The sequence below is a fragment of the Bacillus sp. LK2 genome (genome assembly GCF_001043575.1).
Lineage (GTDB): Bacteria > Bacillota > Bacilli > Bacillales > Bacillaceae_G > Bacillus_A > Bacillus_A paramycoides.
This window is the reverse complement of the sequence record NZ_LDUK01000001.1, coordinates 285288-305229: the sequence shown is the minus strand read 5'-3', so window position 1 is coordinate 305229 and position 19942 is coordinate 285288. Positions and strand designations below refer to the sequence as shown.

General features: G+C 36.4%; 18 protein-coding genes and 2 pseudogenes. 12 read left to right on the top strand and 8 right to left on the bottom strand.

Translation table 11 applies throughout. From position 1 onward, the window contains the following. The first annotated feature begins 307 nt into the window (after positions 1-307). From VK90_RS01540 to glpD, 8 genes and pseudogenes are all read left to right on the top strand, one after another. Positions 308-1157, top strand: a pseudogene (locus tag VK90_RS01540) (DUF2935 domain-containing protein). A 347-nt stretch (positions 1158-1504) separates the two neighbouring features. After that, positions 1505-2170, top strand: coding sequence for a DUF7018 domain-containing (lipo)protein (locus VK90_RS01535; protein WP_048369868.1), 666 nt, complete (start codon positions 1505-1507; stop codon positions 2168-2170). Positions 2171-2174: 4 nt separating this feature from the next. Beyond that, positions 2175-2552 (top strand): annotated as a pseudogene (locus VK90_RS01530) (DUF3994 domain-containing protein); the annotation flags it as partial. A gap of 350 nt (positions 2553-2902) precedes the next feature. Beyond that, a complete protein-coding gene (locus VK90_RS01525; RefSeq protein ID WP_048370057.1) occupies positions 2903-4096 on the top strand; it encodes an oxalate decarboxylase family bicupin in 1194 nt (397 codons plus the stop codon). A gap of 164 nt (positions 4097-4260) precedes the next feature. Beyond that, the gene (glpP, locus tag VK90_RS01520) at positions 4261-4821 is read left to right on the top strand and encodes a glycerol uptake operon antiterminator GlpP (RefSeq protein ID WP_048369866.1); all 561 of its coding nucleotides are present in this window, start codon (positions 4261-4263) and stop codon (positions 4819-4821) included. A 226-nt stretch (positions 4822-5047) separates the two neighbouring features. After that, entirely contained in the window at positions 5048-5869 is an 822-nt protein-coding gene (gene glpF / locus VK90_RS01515) for a glycerol uptake facilitator protein GlpF (RefSeq protein WP_048369862.1), read from the top strand. A gap of 12 nt (positions 5870-5881) precedes the next feature. Then, the gene (gene glpK / locus VK90_RS01510) at positions 5882-7372 is read left to right on the top strand and encodes a glycerol kinase GlpK (RefSeq protein ID WP_048369859.1); all 1491 of its coding nucleotides are present in this window, start codon (positions 5882-5884) and stop codon (positions 7370-7372) included. A gap of 133 nt (positions 7373-7505) precedes the next feature. Next, positions 7506-9188, top strand: a complete 1683-nt coding sequence (gene glpD / locus VK90_RS01505; protein WP_048369857.1) for an aerobic glycerol-3-phosphate dehydrogenase — start codon at positions 7506-7508, stop codon at positions 9186-9188. A gap of 198 nt (positions 9189-9386) precedes the next feature. Here glpD and VK90_RS30080 read toward each other — a convergent pair whose 3' ends face one another. Beyond that, entirely contained in the window at positions 9387-9542 is a 156-nt protein-coding gene (locus VK90_RS30080) for a hypothetical protein (RefSeq protein WP_165615144.1), read from the bottom strand. A 344-nt stretch (positions 9543-9886) separates the two neighbouring features. On the opposite strand from VK90_RS30080, the gene VK90_RS01500 reads away from it, so the two are divergent. The 3 genes from VK90_RS01500 to VK90_RS01490 are packed head-to-tail and all read left to right on the top strand — an operon-like array spanning position 9887 to position 12102. After that, positions 9887-10420, top strand: a complete 534-nt coding sequence (locus tag VK90_RS01500) for a sigma-70 family RNA polymerase sigma factor (protein WP_048369856.1) — start codon at positions 9887-9889, stop codon at positions 10418-10420. Between the two features lie 4 nt (positions 10421-10424). Then, positions 10425-10832, top strand: coding sequence for a PadR family transcriptional regulator (locus VK90_RS01495; protein WP_048369854.1), 408 nt, complete (start codon positions 10425-10427; stop codon positions 10830-10832). Positions 10833-10839: 7 nt separating this feature from the next. Then, complete coding sequence (locus VK90_RS01490) at positions 10840-12102, top strand: FtsW/RodA/SpoVE family cell cycle protein (protein WP_048369852.1); 1263 nt, start codon at positions 10840-10842, stop codon at positions 12100-12102. 114 nt (positions 12103-12216) lie between these two features. On the opposite strand, the gene VK90_RS01485 is transcribed toward VK90_RS01490, so the two are convergent. The 4 genes from VK90_RS01485 to VK90_RS01470 all read right to left on the bottom strand — a co-directional run bounded on the left by VK90_RS01485 (position 12217) and on the right by VK90_RS01470 (position 17000). Continuing rightward, positions 12217-12780 (bottom strand): hypothetical protein, encoded by a 564-nt coding sequence (locus tag VK90_RS01485; protein ID WP_048369849.1) that lies wholly within the window; start codon positions 12778-12780, stop codon positions 12217-12219. 81 nt (positions 12781-12861) lie between these two features. Next, positions 12862-15198 carry an RNA polymerase recycling motor HelD gene (gene helD / locus VK90_RS01480; RefSeq protein WP_048369847.1) on the bottom strand — a complete coding sequence of 779 codons (2337 nt, stop codon included), beginning with the start codon at positions 15196-15198 and terminating at the stop codon, positions 12862-12864. Positions 15199-15497: 299 nt separating this feature from the next. Then, entirely contained in the window at positions 15498-16358 is an 861-nt protein-coding gene (gene prsA / locus VK90_RS01475) for a peptidylprolyl isomerase PrsA (protein WP_048369845.1), read from the bottom strand. 447 nt (positions 16359-16805) lie between these two features. After that, positions 16806-17000 (bottom strand): hypothetical protein, encoded by a 195-nt coding sequence (locus VK90_RS01470; RefSeq protein ID WP_000172692.1) that lies wholly within the window; start codon positions 16998-17000, stop codon positions 16806-16808. 118 nt (positions 17001-17118) lie between these two features. Here VK90_RS01470 and VK90_RS01465 point away from each other — a divergent pair, with 118 nt between their 5' ends. After that, positions 17119-17454, top strand: a complete 336-nt coding sequence (locus VK90_RS01465; RefSeq protein ID WP_048369843.1) for a DUF1878 family protein — start codon at positions 17119-17121, stop codon at positions 17452-17454. A 5-nt stretch (positions 17455-17459) separates the two neighbouring features. Here VK90_RS01465 and VK90_RS01460 read toward each other — a convergent pair whose 3' ends face one another. The 3 genes from VK90_RS01460 to VK90_RS01450 form a co-directional block, all read right to left on the bottom strand. Beyond that, a complete protein-coding gene (locus tag VK90_RS01460; protein WP_002170706.1) occupies positions 17460-18017 on the bottom strand; it encodes an HTH-type transcriptional regulator Hpr in 558 nt (185 codons plus the stop codon). Between the two features lie 298 nt (positions 18018-18315). Further along, a complete protein-coding gene (locus tag VK90_RS01455) occupies positions 18316-18678 on the bottom strand; it encodes a YtxH domain-containing protein (RefSeq protein ID WP_048369842.1) in 363 nt (120 codons plus the stop codon). A 264-nt stretch (positions 18679-18942) separates the two neighbouring features. After that, positions 18943-19377, bottom strand: coding sequence for an HIT family protein (locus VK90_RS01450; RefSeq protein ID WP_001016832.1), 435 nt, complete (start codon positions 19375-19377; stop codon positions 18943-18945). Positions 19378-19942: the final 565 nt, after the last annotated feature.

Below are 19942 nucleotides of genomic sequence, written 5' to 3'. Positions count from 1 at the left end.
TAGGGTACAGTCGAGCTACGTGTAAAAATAGGTCATAGCCTTACTTTTATTTCTAACTATAACTTGTTGAGTTTATAGGGGTATCATCACATCGCTATCAAGCTAAGGTTGCACCAGGAAAACTTCAGAAGAAAAACTCACTCCTTATATAAAAATAGATATGGAGTGAGCTTTTTTTTGGTTATCGATAATGATAGGTTAATTTTACATGTATACGAGATTCATCATGAATTTTTATTGATGGTATTTATATATATATTTACTCATAAGAATGGAACTAGCGTAGTATTTACTGGGGGGATTAAGAATGCATAGGGATGAAACCCCATTACATCCTGATACAGGTGTTACGTCTGTAATGTTTGTTGAACGTTCATTAAATGAAATTCGTTTTTGGTCTAGAATCATGAAGGAGCATTCTTTTTTTTCTTCGATTGGGGTTTAGATGCGAGGATACCAAACTAATCGAAGAGGCTAATCAATTTTATCGATTGTTTGAACATATCGAACAAATAGCGTACTCCTATACAAATGAAACAGATCCTGGGCAAATAAAAAGATTTAATTCAGAAGTACAACAAGCCGCAACTAATATTTGGGGATTTAAACGAAAAATTCTAGGGTTAATTCTCACATGTAAATTGCCAGGACAAAATAATTTCCCACTGTTAGTTGACCACACAAGTAGGGAAGCTGATTATTTTAGAAGACGTTTAATTGAATTAAATGAAGGTAAATTAGATGCTCTTCCGGATGCTATTATTAAAGAAAATGTTTTCTTTTTAAGGATTATGGCAGACCATGCTAAATTTATTGGTCATCTTCTTGATCCATCGGAAAGAAAGCTTGTAGATACAGCCCGGAATTTTAGCAATGATTTTGATGAATTGATGTATCAAGCAATTGACTTAGAATCTATGAAACCACAATCCCAAACAGTCCCTCTTTTAGATCAATTTTTAGATCAAAATCGTGTGTCGGTTACATCTCTTCGGGATTTTAAGAAAACAGCACGTGATTTAATTGAGCAATGTAAAATAAAGAGTATCATTCATCCATTATTAGCAGACCATGTTTTTCGTGAAGCTGATAGATTTCTTGAAATAATTGATATGTTTGATGCTCATCTTACAAATATTAAATCACAATCTAGATAGTAGAAGATAAGGAAAGATACTATTTTGCCTTAAGCAGAGAAGTTAACAATTTATTGTTAGCTTCTTTTCTTTGTGATGAAAAGGTTTAAAAATGAAACTTTTAGAGAATGAAGAGATAAAAAAACCAAAAAAATTTTCTTTTCATCTAGTAAATTTACCTTTAAAGACTACATAAATACCTTTGACCAAATATGTAATTCTTTGTAAAATGATATATATGGAAAGATTATGAATATACAGGAAATCTATGGGTAGTAGATTCTAAGAAATTATTCGGGGGAAATTTATTAGTTAAGTATATTAACTTGTTTGCACTAAATTTTACAAATAAAGGGGTATTAGGAATCATGAAAGCAAAGAAATTAGTAAGTTTAGCGTTACCAGTTATGTTATTGAGTGGATGTATTACAATTGAAACTGATGGTAAGAAAGCTGAACCAAAGAAAGAAGAAACGCAAAAGGTAGAGAAAGAGAGTAAGACTTCTGAAAAAGAGAGTAAGTCAACTGATAGCAAAAAAGAGGATAGCTTATCTGTAGCGAAAGGTGAAGGTACAAACAGTAGTTCATCAAGTAGTCAACCAAGTTCTTCTTCAAACAACTCAACTTCTTCTAGTTCTTCAACTGGTAAGGTAACTGGTTCAGATGTTGAAAGATACAAGTCAGATATCATAAACAGTGCTACTCAAATTGAAGATACAATGAAATTAATTGAAGGAATAGCAGGTTCAGACGTAAAGTCATACAAACAAAAGAAAAGTGAAGTACAACTGAGTTTAGGTGGAGCAAAGGCAACCGCAACGAAACTGAAGAATCTACAAGCACCTCCTGAGTTACAGGGAGAACAGGCGAAGATAAAGCAGTCAATGGAACTGTATGCGGATTGTTTCCAACTTCTCTTTGATGCATTGGACCAAGAAGACGAGAGTAAAATGCATCAATCAGTAAGTAAAGCACAAGAAGGTTCAAAACTGTTTGAAGAAGCAGCAAAGAGTATCGCTAATAAAACCAACTAAGAATATTGGTACAGAGGAAGAGTTAGGAATTAGTTATGGAAACATGAAGAAGAACATCAAAGACGGTACGGAGATTATTGGTAATTGGGGTATTGATTACGGTAGTGGCGTAAAAACTACGTTAGTACTAAAAGGTGATAAAACATTTGAGTCTTATGCGAATGGTTCTTATCCGAATAAAGATAACTACTTAACAGGAACATATGCGGTAGATGTTCCATCATTCCAGTTATCCTTAAAAGTAACAAAAGCAATTAAAGACGGTCAAGAAGTGAAGCTAACAAATGATAGTATCATGTATAAATTACAAAACTATGATGGAAACACATTACAAATTTATCACATGGACGATAACGTTCGTATTCGATATGCAAAACAATAAATAATTGGCAAAAAACTCTGTAATAAATTTTACAGAGTTTTTTTGTTAGTTCTAATTTATTTTCTTTAATATCTTTCCAAGCCGGTGCCTTCCTCCGACTTGAACCATCTGTAACTTCAAATATATCAACGATTTTTCGAATATATCTATCGTAACTTCAAATATATCAACGATTTTTTGAATATATCTATCACAACTCCAAATATATCAACGATTCGACGAGGAATATCAATTTAATGACAATAGTAGACGGGTCTTTTTCACGATTCAAATGTAACCATCCAAAGCCCAATCCATACACTATGATGGAGGCCTTTTACTCAATAATCCGATGAAAGAGGAGCGTAATGATGAAAAAACGTACTGTTAATGAAACGGGAGGGAATATACCACAACCAATTCGCAGCGATGGAGCTGGTGCGATAGATTCTGGTCCACGTAATATTATGCGGGATATTCAAAATCCGAATATGCTCGTTCCACCTATTACAGATGCTGGCTTAGTTCCTAACTTGAAATTTTCATTCTCAGACACTTCTATGATTTTAAAACAAGGTGGGTGGTCTCGGGAGATTACTGTTAGAGAACTTCCGGTTTCGACTACAATTGCTGGTGTAAATATGAGTTTAACGGCCGGAGGAGTACGTGAGCTTCATTGGCATAAAGAAGCAGAATGGGCGTATATGCTTTTAGGACGGGCACGAATAACTGCCGTTGACCAAGATGGACGAAACTTCATTGCCGATGTTGGTCCAGGAGACCTTTGGTATTTCCCCCCTGGTATCCCGCATTCCATTCAAGGGCTGGAACATTGCGAATTCCTGCTCGTCTTCGATGATGGACATTTTTCTGATCTATCTACTTTAGCCATTTCCGATTGGTTTGCACATACGCCAAAAGAAGTGTTGTCTGCTAACTTCGGGGTACCAGAAAGTGCTTTTAACTCTATTCCTTCAGATCAGGTTTATATTTATCAAGGAGAGGTACCCGGTTCGATTGAAAGTCAGGAAGTCCAGTCACCAAAAGGAGAAGTTCCTTTAACCTTCAAGCACGAACTGTTAAAACAGACACCGATTAAGACCCCTGGTGGTAGCGTGCGAATTGTAGATTCTACTAACTTTCCTATTTCAAAAACAATTGCAGCGGCGCTCGTTGAAATTGAGCCTGGTGGAATGAGAGAACTTCATTGGCATCCTACTAATGATGAGTGGCAATATTATTTGACAGGGCAAGGAACAATGACTGTATTTCTTGGAAATGGTACAGCTCGTACATTTGATTATAGAGCTGGTGATGTTGGATATGTACCTTTTGCTACTGGACATTATATTCAAAACACTGGTACCGAAACATTATGGTTTTTAGAGATATTCAAAAGTAACCGCTTTGAAGATGTATCGTTAAATCAATGGATGGCATTGACTCCTGCAGAAATAGTTAAAAGTAATTTACATGTTGGATCAGAATTGATGGATTCCTTGCGTAAGGAGAAATGGCCTGTTGTGAAGTACCCAGGGTTTTCATATAATCCGAAAAACAGATAGGTGAAAATGAATCGACTATTTTTATGAGGAATTTCCTCTGAAATAAAGAATAGCGTTTTTGTCTGTTATTCGTAAATCGAAAGAAATTCCCTACACTAGGCTGTTCTTTTCAATCAAATTGTGTACTATAAAGGGTAGGATGAATAAAGAAGGGGACAGTTAGAATGGAATTTCATGAACAGAAGATTTTGCCGGCAGTGAGGCAAATTAAAGATTTGGAAAAACTATTATCTAGTTCGTATGAGTATATCGTTATTTTAGATATTCATGTCGGTCAATTGAGGAGCGTTATATCACTCGCGAAGCAATATTGTAAAAAGGTGTTTTTACATGTGGATTTAATTCACGGTTTGCAGAGTGATGGGCATGCGACGGAATATTTATGTCAGGAGTTTAGACCGTACGGGTTACTTTCGACAAAGGCGAGCGTGATTATGAAGGCGAAACAAAAAGGTGTTGTGGCAATTCAGCGTATCTTTTTAATCGATTCTAGCGCAATGGAAAAGAGTTGCAATCTTTTAGAAAAGACGAAGCCGGATTATATTGAAGTGCTTCCTGGTGCGTTAACGGATGTCATCGCTGAAATGAAAGAGCGTACCGGTGTACCAATTTTAGCAGGTGGTTTCATTCGTACTGTCGATGATGTGGAGAAAGCTTTAAACGCTGGTGCGACAGCAATTACGACATCAAAACGCGAACTATGGAAACATTACCAAAAAAAGTGACGAAAATGTGAAATAATTCTGTTGACACCGCTTTCATTAGAGGTTAACATTATAGACAAGTTAATAAACGTGACGGAGAAAAGAAGAGATCCACATTTTATTGTTTCTATATATAGTATATAGAAGCATGTAAGCTGTGGGTCTTTTTCTTTTGAAAAAAACGAATGGCCATTCATTTTACCTCTATCACATTTAAAAGCGTTTAAATTGATTGTGGAGGGATACTATGTCAGCATTTTTAGGAGAGTTAATAGGGACAGCGTTGTTAATCGTACTTGGTGGCGGCGTTTGTGCTGGTGTAAGTTTAAAGAAGTCGTTTGCGAAAGATTCTGGATGGATTGTAATTACAATGGGTTGGGGCTTAGCGGTAGCAGTTGCAGCGTATGCGGTTGGATCAATTAGTGGGGCACATTTAAATCCAGCTTTAACGATAGGATTAGCGTTTAAGGGAGCGTTCCCATGGAGTGATGTACCAGGTTATATTGCAGCACAAATGATTGGGGCAATTATCGGGGCAGTTATCGTATATTTACACTACTTACCACACTGGAAAGAAACAGAAGATCCAGGAACAAAGTTAGGTGTATTTGCAACAGGTCCAGCAATTCCGAACACATTTGCAAACCTTTTAAGTGAAATGATTGGAACATTCGTTTTAGTATTTGGTATATTAGCAATTGGAGCAAATAAATTTGCAGATGGATTAAATCCATTTATCGTAGGTTTCTTAATTGTAAGTATTGGTTTATCATTAGGTGGAACAACAGGATACGCAATCAACCCGGCTCGTGATTTAGGTCCGCGTATTGCACACTTCTTCCTTCCGATTGCAGGAAAGGGCGGTTCAAACTGGAAGTATGCATGGATTCCAGTAGTTGGTCCAATTCTAGGTGGATCACTTGCAGGATTATTCCATCAAGTTGTATTTGAAGGAAAGCAAAATTCAGCACTTATTTATGTGATTATTGTAACTGTGATTGTATTAGCAATCTCTTATATGACAAGTAAAAAAAGCGGAACTACTACAAATAATAGAAAAGTAGCATAGGGGGAAACCGGTATGAAAAAATATATTCTTTCATTAGACCAAGGAACAACAAGCTCACGCGCAATTCTTTTCAATAAAGAAGGAAAAATCGTTCATTCAGCTCAAAAAGAGTTTACACAACATTTTCCAAAGCCAGGCTGGGTAGAGCATAATGCACAAGAAATTTGGGGATCTATTTTAGCGGTTATCGCAACTTGCTTAAGTGAAGCGGATGTAAAACCAGAACAAATCGCTGGTATCGGTATTACGAACCAACGTGAAACAGCGGTTGTATGGGACAAAACAACAGGCAAACCAGTTTATAACGCAATCGTATGGCAATCTCGTCAAACAGTTGAAATTTGTGATGAGTTAAAAGAAAAAGGTTATAGCGATATGGTTCGCGAAAAAACAGGTCTTTTAATTGACGCATACTTCTCTGGTACGAAAGTAAAATGGATTTTAGATAACGTTGAAGGTGCAAGAGAAAAAGCGGAAAACGGCGAGCTATTATTCGGAACAATTGATACGTGGCTTGTATGGAAATTATCTGGCGGTAAAGCGCACGTAACAGATTACTCAAATGCATCACGTACATTAATGTTTAACATTCATGATTTACAGTGGGATGATGAGCTTCTAGATATGTTAACAGTTCCAAAGAGCATGCTTCCAGAAGTACGTCCATCATCTGAAATATATGGCGAAACAATTGATTATCACTTCTTCGGTCAAAATGTACCGATTGCAGGTGTAGCTGGTGACCAACAAGCAGCATTATTTGGACAAGCTTGTTTCGGTGAAGGTATGGCGAAAAATACTTACGGAACTGGTTGCTTCATGTTAATGAACACAGGTGAAAAAGCAGTAGCTTCTGAGCATGGTCTATTAACAACAATTGCATGGGGAATAGATGGTAAAGTAAACTACGCATTAGAAGGAAGTATTTTCGTAGCAGGTTCTGCAATTCAGTGGTTACGTGACGGAATGCGCATGTTTAAAGATGCAAGTGAGAGTGAAGAGTACGCTTCACGCGTTGAATCAACTGAAGGTGTATACGTTGTACCAGCATTCGTAGGATTAGGTACACCGTACTGGGATAGTGAAGTACGCGGCGCTATGTTTGGTGTAACGCGAGGTACGACGAAAGAGCACTTCATTCGTGCAACGTTAGAATCTTTAGCGTACCAAACGAAAGATGTATTATGTGCAATGGAAGCTGATTCAGGTATTGAACTGAACACGTTACGCGTTGATGGCGGGGCAGTTAAGAATAACTTCTTAATGCAGTTCCAAAGTGACATGTTAGACGTTCCTGTAGAGCGTCCGGTGATCAATGAAACGACAGCTTTAGGTGCAGCATACTTAGCTGGTCTTGCGGTTGGATATTGGAAAAACCAAGATGAAATTAAAGCGCAGTGGCATATGGACAAACGCTTTGAACCAACGATGGAAGCGGAAACAAGCGAAGAGCTATATGCTGGATGGAAAAAAGCAATTGAAGCAACAAAAGCTTTCAAATAATCATAAACAGTGTTATAATGGTGACAAGTTAATAATTCGGTAGGAGATTTGGAGAGACCACAACGCGCTATAGAGGCGAAATCTATAGCGGAGTTTGTGGTCTCTTTTTTCGTTATCAAAGGGAGGAATTACCATGAAATTTTCAAGTAAACAACGTAAAGACGTATTAAACGGAGTAAATAAACAAGAGTTAGATGTGATCGTAATTGGTGGAGGTATTACTGGTTCTGGTATTGCATTAGATGGAGCAACACGCGGGTTATCAACGATTGTGTTTGAAATGCAGGACTTTGCAGCAGGTACATCAAGTCGTTCAACGAAACTTGTACACGGCGGTTTACGTTATTTAAAACAACTTGAAGTGAAAATGGTAGCAGAGGTGGGGAAAGAGCGTGCGATCGTATATGAGAACGGTCCCCATGTAACAACACCAGAGTGGATGTTACTTCCGTTCCATACAGGTGGTACGTTCGGATCATTCAGTACATCAATTGGTCTTCGTGTATACGACTTCTTAGCAGGTGTAAAACGAAGCGAGCGCAGAAAGATGTTTAACCGTGAAGAAACGCTGAACAAAGAACCTCTTGTAAAACAAGAAGGATTAAAAGGCGGCGGTTACTACGTAGAATATCGTACAGACGATGCGCGTCTTACAATTGAAGTAATGAAAGAAGCGATTGAACACGGTGCGAAAGCTGTTAACTACGCAAAAGTAGACGGTTTCTTATATAAAGATGGAAAAGTATGTGGTGTTCGTGTAATCGATTTACTAGACGGAGAAGTGTACGAAGTTTACGGTAAGAAAATTGTAAACGCAGCTGGTCCTTGGGTAGATACACTTCGTGAAAAAGATAACTCGAAAAAAGGAAAAGTACTTCAGTTATCAAAAGGTGTTCACTTAGTAATTGACCAAAAACGTTTCCCATTAGGGCAAGCAATTTACTTCGATACACCAGATAAACGTATGGTGTTCGCGATTCCGCGCGGCGGAAAAACATACGTAGGTACAACAGATACGTTCTATGATAAAGATGCAGCTGTACCACAAATGACAACAGAAGATCGCACATATATTATTAATGCGATTAACTACATGTTCCCAAGCGTGAAAATTACGGAAAAAGACATCGAGTCAAGCTGGGCTGGTGTGCGTCCGTTAATTTATGAAGAAGGTAAGAACGCATCTGAAATTTCTCGTAAAGATGAAATTTGGACTTCTGAATCTGGCTTAATTACAATCGCAGGCGGAAAATTAACGGGATACCGCAAAATGGCTGAAATGGTAGTAGACTACGTAACGAATCTATTACAAAAAGAAGGTCATAGTGCATATCCGAAGAGCGATACGAAACATATGCCAATCTCTGGCGGTCATGTAGGTGGTTCACACGGATTATCAGCATTTATCGCGAAAAAAGCAGGCGAAGGTACGAAATACGGTTTAACAACAGCTCAAGCTGAAGAATTCGCGAAATTCTATGGCTCTAACGTTGACGTACTATTCGACTTAGCGAAAAAACATAAAGACGAAGCGAAAGAATACAACATGCCGTTAGACGTTCTAATCCCGCTTGTATACGCGATGGACTACGAAATGACAGCGAAACCAGTTGACTTCTTCGTACGCCGTAGAGGCGCTGTATTCTTCAACATTCACTGGGTATATGAGTGGAAAGAAGCAGTAATCAATTACATGGCTGCGAAACTAGGCTGGAGCAAAGAAGAGCAAATGAAATACACAGCAGAACTAGAAAAAGCATTAACAGACGCTGTAATTCCTGTAGATCAACAAGAACAAGCAGCTGCGTTAGCATAAAATAGAGAACCACCTGAAGGGGAGCCTTTAGGTGGTTTTTATCTTGACTACAAATAAATATAATGTGTTACAATGATGATAGAGTATTTAGTATGAATTTTGCATAAAATAAAGAAGACAGAAGCCTGAGAAACTTCTGCCTTGTGTAACCTAACTTGCTATTGTGGTGGTAGTAGGTGCGGTTATGAGACAATTACATTAACGTTTTAGCCGAGAACCGCCCTTACCTTTTCCACGAAGCAGGGTGGTTCTCGCTTTTTTGTATACAGAAATTAGCCACGGACCGACGTATCTTCTACCGATGACAACGCCAGCTCCGGTTAGGATACCATACACTAATTTGACTATAAACATCGCGATCATTATATCACCTCCCCCTTTTTTCGAAATGGAAGAGATGATTACCACACCTACTAGTTATAGCGTTATTAAGTTACTTTTTAATTGTATTATGTTTTAAAATAGGGGACAAGACATATGTATAAAAATCCCTGGTTTCAAGTAGAGCACTAGTGTGTAAAGTGCGAGGGGACAATGAGCAAAAAACATTGGTAAAATAAAAGATTTACAATTAGTAAAGAAAAATTAAGGTTTCAAAAAACGGTATGGACATTGCCAACCGTTTTTATTTTTTTTTAGGAATTTATAAAACTTTTCCATAGAGTGCGTCGTCTAATAAATGGGAAGGAGGAAATGATGTGGATGAATTAACAGCAGAGATGCTTGAAATAGAAGATAAGGAGGACCTTATCGACGAGATAATGAACAAGTATGGACAGGAGATCCTACAGCTTGTTTATTCATATGTGAATAATAAAGAGGTCGCTGAGGACTTAACGCAAGATATATTTGTGAAATGTTATAAATCTCTTCATACATATAAAGGGAAATCGAATGTAAAAACGTGGTTGTGGAGAATTGCCATTAATCAATGTAAGGACTACATAAAAAGTTGGTATAACAAAAAGGTAATCGTTACAGAAGATGAATTTACGTATATTGGGAGTCAAAAAGAAAGTGTTGAACAAACTGTTATTCAAAATGCAGAAGACCGTAGGCTGGCTTCTGCAGTAATGAATTTACCGATAAAATATCGAGAAGTCATTTATCTATTTTATTATGAAGAATTATCAATTAAAGATATTGCTATTGTAATAGAAGTGAAGGAAAACACGATAAAAACAAGACTGAAAAAAGCTAAGGAACTATTGAAGAAAGGATTGGAGGAATAATCAAATGGAAGAGCGATTAAAAGGCCTACGAAAATCAATGGAGAATACAACTTTTAAACATTTGAGTTTTTCTGATCAGCATCGGAAGCAGGTGCGCGAAAAAATCAATCAATCACAAGAAAATGAAGAAGACATCTCTTTAGTGGTTTTACAACTTCTCAGTAATGAAAAAACAGGGTACGAACTGGCAGGGCTATTGCGGGGGAGAGGGATTCAAAAATTCGAAGGAAATGAAGGGTTTTTATACACTTTATTACATCGGCTGGAACAGAATCGTTTTATCCAATCAAGTTGGGATCATTCAGGAGCTAAATATTATCAATTAAATGATAAAGGAAGAAAGATGCTACGAAAGGCAGAGAAAAATTCTACAAAAGCACGATTTATTTTAAAAGGCTTAGTACAGGAGTGAGAAAAAATTGAACAAAAAAGGGGAGCGTTTTTTAAAAGAAGTTACCAATCATATTAAATCAAAAGAAGCAAGGAGCTTTGTAGCAACTGAACTAGATTTTCACTTGAAACAGGCGAAGAACACGTGGATAGAGAGAGGATTAAGTGAGGAAGTTGCTGAAGACAAAGCTGTTGAACAAATGGGAAGTCCAATTAAACTTGGTCAAGAACTTAACAAACTTCATAAGCCAAAGGTTGATTGGTTCCTAATTATTTTGTTAGCGGCTGCTATGGGGCTAGGCTTTTTGCCAGTTCTCGCTTTTGGATATACGAATGATGTAATAATGAATAAGGTGATATTTACTATTCTCGGTGTTGCAACAGCTTTAGGGATGATGCTGCTTGATTATCGGAAATTAGAGAGACTTGGATGGCTTTTTTATACAATCGGAGTACTCATCCTATTAATGCTATACTGTTTTCCAAACGCTTCAATGAATGGAGAAGCGTTAATAAAAATTGGTCCCATTACAATTGACTGTTTAATGGCGGTGCCGTTCTTTCTTCTAGCTTGGGCTTCTTTTTTCAATAACAGTAGGTTAAAGGTTATGCATTTTGTGATTTTGTATTTATTTTTCTTGTACTTATTTTTAATTGTATCAACTCTTTCAACAATTTTTATCTATATCATGATGGTATTCGTTATGCTATGGTGGAGTAAGTTAGGAAAGAAGAAGGCATTGATCATTACAGTTGTAACAATTTGTTTATTTACTCTCGGTGGTTTATTCGCAGTAACAGAATATCAGTTGGATAGAATTTTAGGGTATTTAAATCCGGAGCGTGATGCAGGGGGCGAAGGATTTATGTATATACGTTTAAAAGAGGTAATGTCTTCAGCAGGTTGGTTTGGTACATCTGGAGATACAAAGTTCATCCCTGCTCCAGATACTGATTTTGTATTTGCAAGTTTGACTTACTATTATGGGTATGTGCTTGCGCTAATCCTTGTTTTGATTCTCTCTCTTTTTGTAGCAAGGATAATGGCCATATCTTATAAAATAAATGATCGGTACGGTAAATTGCTTCTCGTTGGTGGAGGGACTCTTTTTGTAGTCCAGTTCATTTATAACGTTGGAATGATCATAGGCTTATTACCAATCGTTTCTATATCCTTACCTTTTATTAGCTATGGATTAACGCCAACTTTATTTCATGCACTTTTAATGGGGATCGTGTTAAGTGTGTATCGACGTAAAGATATTTCATTTAGAATGAAAAAGACACCTTGATGATTATCAAGGTGTCTTTGTTATATGTAAAAAGAATTCACTATTATGATCAATTACAAACGTAAATAATAGATAGTATGTAGAGGGTTATGAAAAATAACCCTCTTGTTGTGTTTAAATAAGTGAACTTGCTTTAATAGAAGTACATAATTCAGAACGAGAAAGTATTTTGGCTAATTGTTGTAAATATAAGTGTTCCTCTGCATCTTTTTCGGAAGTGTTAGGATCCAATGAATGAGAAGAAAGAAGTACATCAATTGTAAGTACATCTGAATCATGAGAAGAGATGTTATAACCTGCAAATACAGGCCGTTTTAAGTCTTTTACTTTTTGAATCATCTTATGTAATTTCGTAACACTTATATTGATTTTGGCTAATGGAAAGCATTTTTCGGTAGGATTATCGACGGTCTTTCTAATTTTATAATCGTATACGTAATAGTACTTCTCTTGTTCTTCTAGTTCTTGTAATTCTTTCGTTAATAAGTGGTATTTGTCTGTAAGTCCAGATGTGAGTGCATCGTTTTCTTCTCCAACTAATAAGGTGAAAGGTCTTGGTGATGAGATTGAAATGGTGCGGACGTTTAGTTCGGTAAAAGTGGGATTAGACTGTAAAATGGTATGTAATTTTTCAATGGGAAACTCACCGTCATAAATAGCAATGAAATATTGGTTCATCTTTTCAGTCCTTAATTTTTTCTAAAATTATATATTCTACTTTAAAGGTGTAAGTCCTGCGTAAAAAGACACCTTGAATCATCAAGGTGTCTTAGTTATAAGCTCAAAACTCTCCGAATCAGCCCCAAGTACAAAAGGACTCACATCCCCAACGCTATAAAGCTGCAATTCATGCATCGCGCGCGTACAAGCAGTGTAGAACAATCTACGAACGCTCTCATCGCTATATACTTCATCATTTGCATTGTAAATGATGACGGCGTCAAATTCGATACCCTTCGCTAAGTAAGCAGGTATGATGACGATACCTTGTTCGTACTCAGCTGAGTTACTTTTCACGAGTTTAATATTCTCGATATGGCTGAGTGCTTCGTACGCAGCGGCGCTTTCAGCTGCGGATTTACATATAATTGCGATCGTATTGTGCTTTTGTTTTTGTAATTCAGCGACTTTGGAAGTGATATGGTCATGCAGTTCGATGTAATCAGAAACCTTAGTCAATGTAGGTTTCTCGCCGCCTCGTTCAAAGGCATTAATATTCTTTCCTTCCGGTACTAGATCACGTGTAAATTCAATAATTGGTTTTGTTGAGCGATAGCTACGAGTTAAGTTAATACCGTATGTTTCATCAGGTCCATATAAGCTAGTGAGTGTATGGAAATCAACTGTTTCACTAGCGTGAGCGAATATCGCTTGGTTAAAGTCTCCGAGTACCGTCATTTTTGCGGCAGGGAAGAGACGTTTTAAAAACTCGAACTGAAACGGAGAATAATCTTGTGCTTCATCTACGAGTATATGTTTAATTGATCTGTTTGTTTGGAACCCTTCAATTAATTCTTTTAAAAGTAAAAAGGGAGTAGCATCCTCGTAATATAGTTTTCCTTCATCTAACATGTTCACCGTTAGTGAGCAAATATCGTCCCATTCTTCAGGTGATTCCCCAGTAATCCATGATGGATCAGTGAAGAGCTGTTTATATATTCCTGTGAAATTGATGAAGCGTAGCGTTTGAACACCTTTACGCAACGGCTTCAATTTTTTACGGACAATCATACGTCCGAGTACTTTCGTTTCTTTCTCATAATCAGTAAAGGAGTTTTCGTCAAACTCACCTTTTTTCTGTAAATACTTATAAGCTTTTTGATATTCATCTTTACTAAGTAATTCAATTTCTTCTTCTACCCAAGGTTTTTTCAGTTCTGTTTTTTCAAGTTCATCTATTTGTTTATTTAGCCACTCCGTTAACTTCTCAATTCTATTATGGAAGCGGAGGGAGGTATCAGTATTATAAAATTGTTCTGCAATTTGTTTAGCAGAGACAATTGGTTTTCCTCTAAATTTCATTCCTTTAAATAACATACCGGACGTTTCGAGAGATTGTCTGTACGTTTGAATGGTCTCGAAAAAGTGAGTTGATGCTTTAAATCGAATGCTCGCATTTCGAGTTTTATAGATAGAGCTATTCGTTTCAGTGAGCATATATTCTAATTGCTCATAAGGATCTTCAACGTCAAATGACTTGCTTAGTCTGTGGTTTAAGTACTCTTGGAATGTAACTTGCTGCATATTTTCTTCACCGAGTTCTGGCAATACGTTAGAAACGTAGCTGTTGAACATGGAGTTAGGGGAGAAGAGAATAATTTGATCCGCTTTTAGCCATTCGCGATATTTATATAGTAAGTAGGCGATTCGTTGTAAGGCAGCCGATGTTTTACCACTACCGGCAGCTCCTTGAACGATAAGTAGTCGCCCCTCATCGTGACGGATAATTTCATTTTGCTCGCGCTGGATAGTAGCAACTATACTTTGCATATGTTTGTTTGTACCTTTGCCGAGCGCTTGTTGTAAAATTTCATCTCCAATCGTTAAGCTCGTATCGAACATTGAATCGATAACGCCGCCCTGAATAATATATTGTAATTTCTTCTCCACATTGCCGCGGATTACGCCTCCTGGTGTGCTGTACTCAGCCGGTCCTGGCGGATAATCGTAGTAGACACTTGAAATAGGTGCGCGCCAATCGTATATAAGAAAATTTTCTCCGCTTGCATCAGTAAGGGTAGCAACGCCAATATAAATTTGCTCTGCGCCTGTTTCTCCTTCTTCTTTGAAATCAATTCGCCCGAAGTAAGGTGCTTTATGCATACGTCGTAGTGCGGCAAGTCGGTTGAAGGTATGTTTATGGGTGATTTGTGTTACGGCTAGTGACTGAGCTTGTTGTCTTAAGTTGATAACTGTTTCGAGATAATCGTCAAAAGTATCAGTGTTAACTTTCACATCATCCCAGAAGTGTTTACGGATGTTGATTACTTCTGCTCGGCGTCTGCCAGTTTCGTTTTCAAGTTTATCAATTTGCTCCGTAATAGTTTCTATTACGCTATCCAATCGTTTTTGCTCTTGATCTAATTTTTTGTTCATACGTAAGCACTCCTTTAAAAGTGAAAAATAGAGGTTGACTGAAGATATGTTTTGGTGTACAATTAAGATACGGATAAATACATTCTTTTATTTTTAATGAATGCGTTTCTGTACTAATTTACCATAGTTTTTTAATTTAATCAATGATAATGAGATAAACCTTGGTTCCGTATGTGATGGAATCGAGGTTTTTTGTTTTTTAAGAGGGGATTGTAATCGTATATTCGAAAAATCGCCGATATAATTTCAGTTACCGCAAAGGTAATACAAAAAAGCTCGGGCTTAGCCCGAGCTTTTCATTATTTCTTTTCGTCTTTTTTAGCGTCAGCTTTTGGTTCTTCGAAAAGATTTTTTAAATCTTTATCGTCAACTTTTACGTCAGCAGATTTGATTTCTTTCATCATAAGATCGTTCATAAATTGTCCATCTTGCATTTTCTTCTGAACAAGATCTTTTTTGATGTCGCCTTTTACTTCATCAAATGGTTTTTGTTCTTTAATGTCTGTTACTTTAATGATGTGGTAACCGAATTGTGATTTTACAGGTTCGCTGATTTCATCTTTCTTCAGCTTATAAGCAGCATCTTCGAATTCTTTAACCATTTTACCAGCTGTAAAGTAGCCAAGGTCTCCGCCTTTTTCTTTTGAACCAGTATCTTCAGAGTATTGTTTCGCTAACTCTTCGAAAGATTTACCTTGTGCAAGCTCGTCTTTAACCTTTTTCGCAGTAGCTTCATCTTTTACAAGAATGTGGCTTGCTTTAATTTCAGGCTTGTAGTTGTCTTTTACTTCTTTATCAGTGATTGTTTTTTCAACAGCTTTTTCTTGAGCTAATGAAGCACGAACACCGCTTTTTAAAGTTTCTTCTTTAATACCTTGTTGTTTTAATAGTGTATCGAATTGATCACCGTATTGTTTTTTCATTTCATCGTACTTTTTATCTACTTCTTTGTCGTCAACTTTGTAGTTTTTAATAAGTACTTTTTCCATAACCATGTTATTTAGTACTTGTTTACCAGCTTGTGTCTTCATTTGATTGTAAAACTCGTCTTTAGTGATGTCACCAGCTTTAGATGTAACAATTTTGTCTGATGATGATGTTCCACATGCTGATAATGCGATTACACTTGTTGCGGCTAAGGCAAGCATAGCTTTCTTCATTCAATAAACACTCCTACTATTATGTATTTTTAATTTATCCCGCACTAATGAAGAAACGCCTTATGATAGGTTATTTTCGTTCATAAGAGCCCGATTAAGTCTCACTGATGTCTTTGCTTTTTAATATGTAAAAGCACGCTTAACAGGGCTTACCGAGGCTTGGAGATAAAGTTTAGATGCGTGTCGTTTATTTCATAGTATAAGCAATATGTACAAAATTTAATATACCATATTTCGACTTGTTTTCCTATTGATAAAGAAATTTTAACCAGTTAGTGTCAGATTTTGAAAGGGTACCATATTGGGCGCATGTCGCATATACAGAAAAGAGGAGGGGATGGGGGATGAATTCAAAACTTATTTTATTACTTGTACTGTTTATTTTATTAGTTATTGTAGGTATAATTTGTTTATAGAGGAAAAAAATGAGGAAGGGGCTTTCCTTCCTCACTTTCCATGAAATATAATTTCTATATAACTAGAAATTAATAGAATGGTAATACATACATTAATAACTCGAAAGACACCGGGCTGGCGGCTCGCAGATATTTGTTTTCGCTCGCACAGTGTATGCGTCATGAAATTCGTGTAAAATATAACAAGAAGTGCGAATGCGACAAAAACAACGGTTATAAGAGTCATGAGGCGAGACCTCCTTTTGGCTAAAATACATATACTTTATATATTGTATCATACGATATTTTGTTCGTGTTACAAAATTCAGAAATAGAAGACTTTGTGTTAGAAAGCGAGGGAGAAAATGGACGTTGTAAGAAGACTAGAACAAGCTGAATATTACGTAGACCTACTATTTAAAATGATTGATGAAGAAAAGTGTCCATTTTATTCTTTAATCATAAAGAAAAAAGCTCGTAAAAAAGATATTGAACGTATACTAAATCTTTGTGAAAATCTGAACGAACAATACGTAACGGAGAAAGCAGAAGGCCTTCTATTGTTCGATGCGCTGTTAGATCAATTTGAAAAAGCGCTTCCACATCAGCTCGAAGTAAACGAAACTGCGGAAGCGCTAGCAAAACAAGGCTTATTTGTGCCACTTATGAATGAATTCTTAGGCATGATTGCGAAAGGATAAATAGATTATTTCTTAACTAATTTTTGATCGGACTCCGTAAAGTTCTCCTCAATATTGTCTAATGATTTCTCAAAAATATCGATGAAGTCTTGTCCGTAAATATTGCGCAGGATCGCAATAAGTTCGATATTTTCTGGGAACTTACCGTAAAAATTACGAAGAGCAAGTGCCCCATTAAATACAGAATTATTTTCAGGTTCATACTCCTCCATTAAGCGAAGTAGTAATTCTTCCCCTTTGTCTGTAATTTCAATGTACGTATTTCGTTTATCATCTTCTTTTTTAGAAAATACAAGATAGCCGCGTTCTTCTAGCTTTTTAGAGAAGTTAAACGCCGTTGATACGTGCATAACTCCAAACTTAGCAATTTCAGAAATAGAAGCCCCTTTTAAATGATAAGCGATTGATAAAATATGGTGTTCATTAATGTTTAAATCGTAAGGTTTAATCCACTGTTGCCAATCTTTCTCTACACATTTCCATAACGCTTTCGATAATTGAGCAATGCGTTGGCTGAAAATCATTGCTTCTTTTACCGAGTAATCTTTTTCTCCACTTTTCATTTACTCACCCACTTTAACATTCTTTTTCATTACTATCTATTATGCCAGTAAAATAAAAATTAATAAAGTCTTTTTGTGAGAATTGTGAAAATTTTTCGGGAAAATGACATTCTATACAAATCATGCATATCTATGGAAACGTTTTATGAGTCGAGAATACATGTGTTGTCTGTACATGTTAAGGGATAACATATATTGTAAATGCATAAAAACACGGCATATCTATGTGATATGCCGTGTTAAGGTCAATTCGTATGAAAAATATTTGTTATATGCAAAAAACTAAGCGTGAATATGTTTACGCTTTTTCTGGAACAGCATCTTGTAGTTTCTCAATTGACTTTTGAATGTCTAAAATTTCTTGTTCAATATGACGCTTATTTTGAGAAATATCTTGTTTCCAGTTAGAAAGAGTGTCGTGCATATCATCTTTTAGCTCTTGAAATACTACTTTACCTTCTGAAGCAGTTTCAACGATTTGACGCTTTAATAACTTTGTATCAGCTGTAATATCAGCTAAAGTCTTTTTAATATCAGTTCCTTTTTCTTTCAGCTTACCGCGCATATCTTTACCAGAAGAAGGAGTTGAGAAAAGAACGGCTAGTCCAGCAACTGCTCCGCCGCAAATTACACCTGTAATAAAGGATTTAGCTTTTGACATAAAAGGAAACCTCCTTATTTTTCGTTCGTATTCATGATGTATAAAAGTGTGCATATGCTTAAGACAAGGAGGTCATTAGCGATAATTTATTTTTATCGTAATTTTTTTCTTCCTTGTACGTGCTATGCATTTACTTTTTTTCGTAAAACAGAAAAGGTTATATCCTCCGGCATTTTGGATGAAGAAACAAGCTATGCAATATATTTCTTTCGGAGGAATTAGCTTGTTATGTACAGTTATGTTTTACGTCTTTTTATAGTGGCACTATTTCACACTATTTGCAATTGTGCTTGCGATGTTTTGTAAATTTTCCATTGTGTATTCATTTTGGTGTGATTTCCAAACAGCACCGAAACCATCGTTTTCACCGTAGCGTGGAATTAAATGAAGGTGGAAGTGGAATACAGTTTGTCCAGCTTTTTCACCGTTATTGTTAAGTAGGTTAAAGCCAACTGGATTAAATTCTGCTTTCATTGCATTTGCGATTTTTGGAACGACAGCAAAAATATGTGATGCGATTTCTGGCGTTAACGCAAAAATGTCTTGTTTGTGTACTTTTGGAATAACAAGAGTATGTCCTTTTGTTACTTGACTAATATCTAAAAATGCAAGTACATGCTCATCTTCGTATACTTTTGAGCAAGGGATTTGCCCGTCAATGATTTTACAAAAAATACAATTGTCCGCTGTATGATTCATCGATCTCATCCTTTCAAATAGCCTTAGCCGTATTTTACCATAATTATATAGGAGAACAAACACGAAAAACAGGAAGCTGACTCAGCTTCCTGTTTTCTGAAGAGGGATTGAAAAAGCATTTTTTATAATTTACGGTTCGCAGACACCTCATTTATTTAAGAAATGCATGGTAAATCGGCTAAAGTTTCTGCCGTAGACACCCCATTTTCAAGTGAAATGATATTGCAATCTTTTTTAAAATGAAATTGTTTATTTTTTAAAACAGTATATGCTCTTTCGGAGACACCCCGTTTCGAAAATGAAACAAATGATCTGGTTATGTGTAAATTTCTTTGTCCAACATGGACACCCCATTTCATGATGACTTCACTATGTTGTTATACTCATCAATTGGTGGTTGCTTTTTCAATGTGTTCCTTCTTCACTAATTATGATGTCCGCTTTCGTAAAAATATATGCCAAGAAATTTAATTTTTTTTTGAAAACATCGATACTATGTAGTGCACGATGATTTTTGGTAAGATGAATATATACATTTCTTAGAAAAGAGAATGAATATAAATGA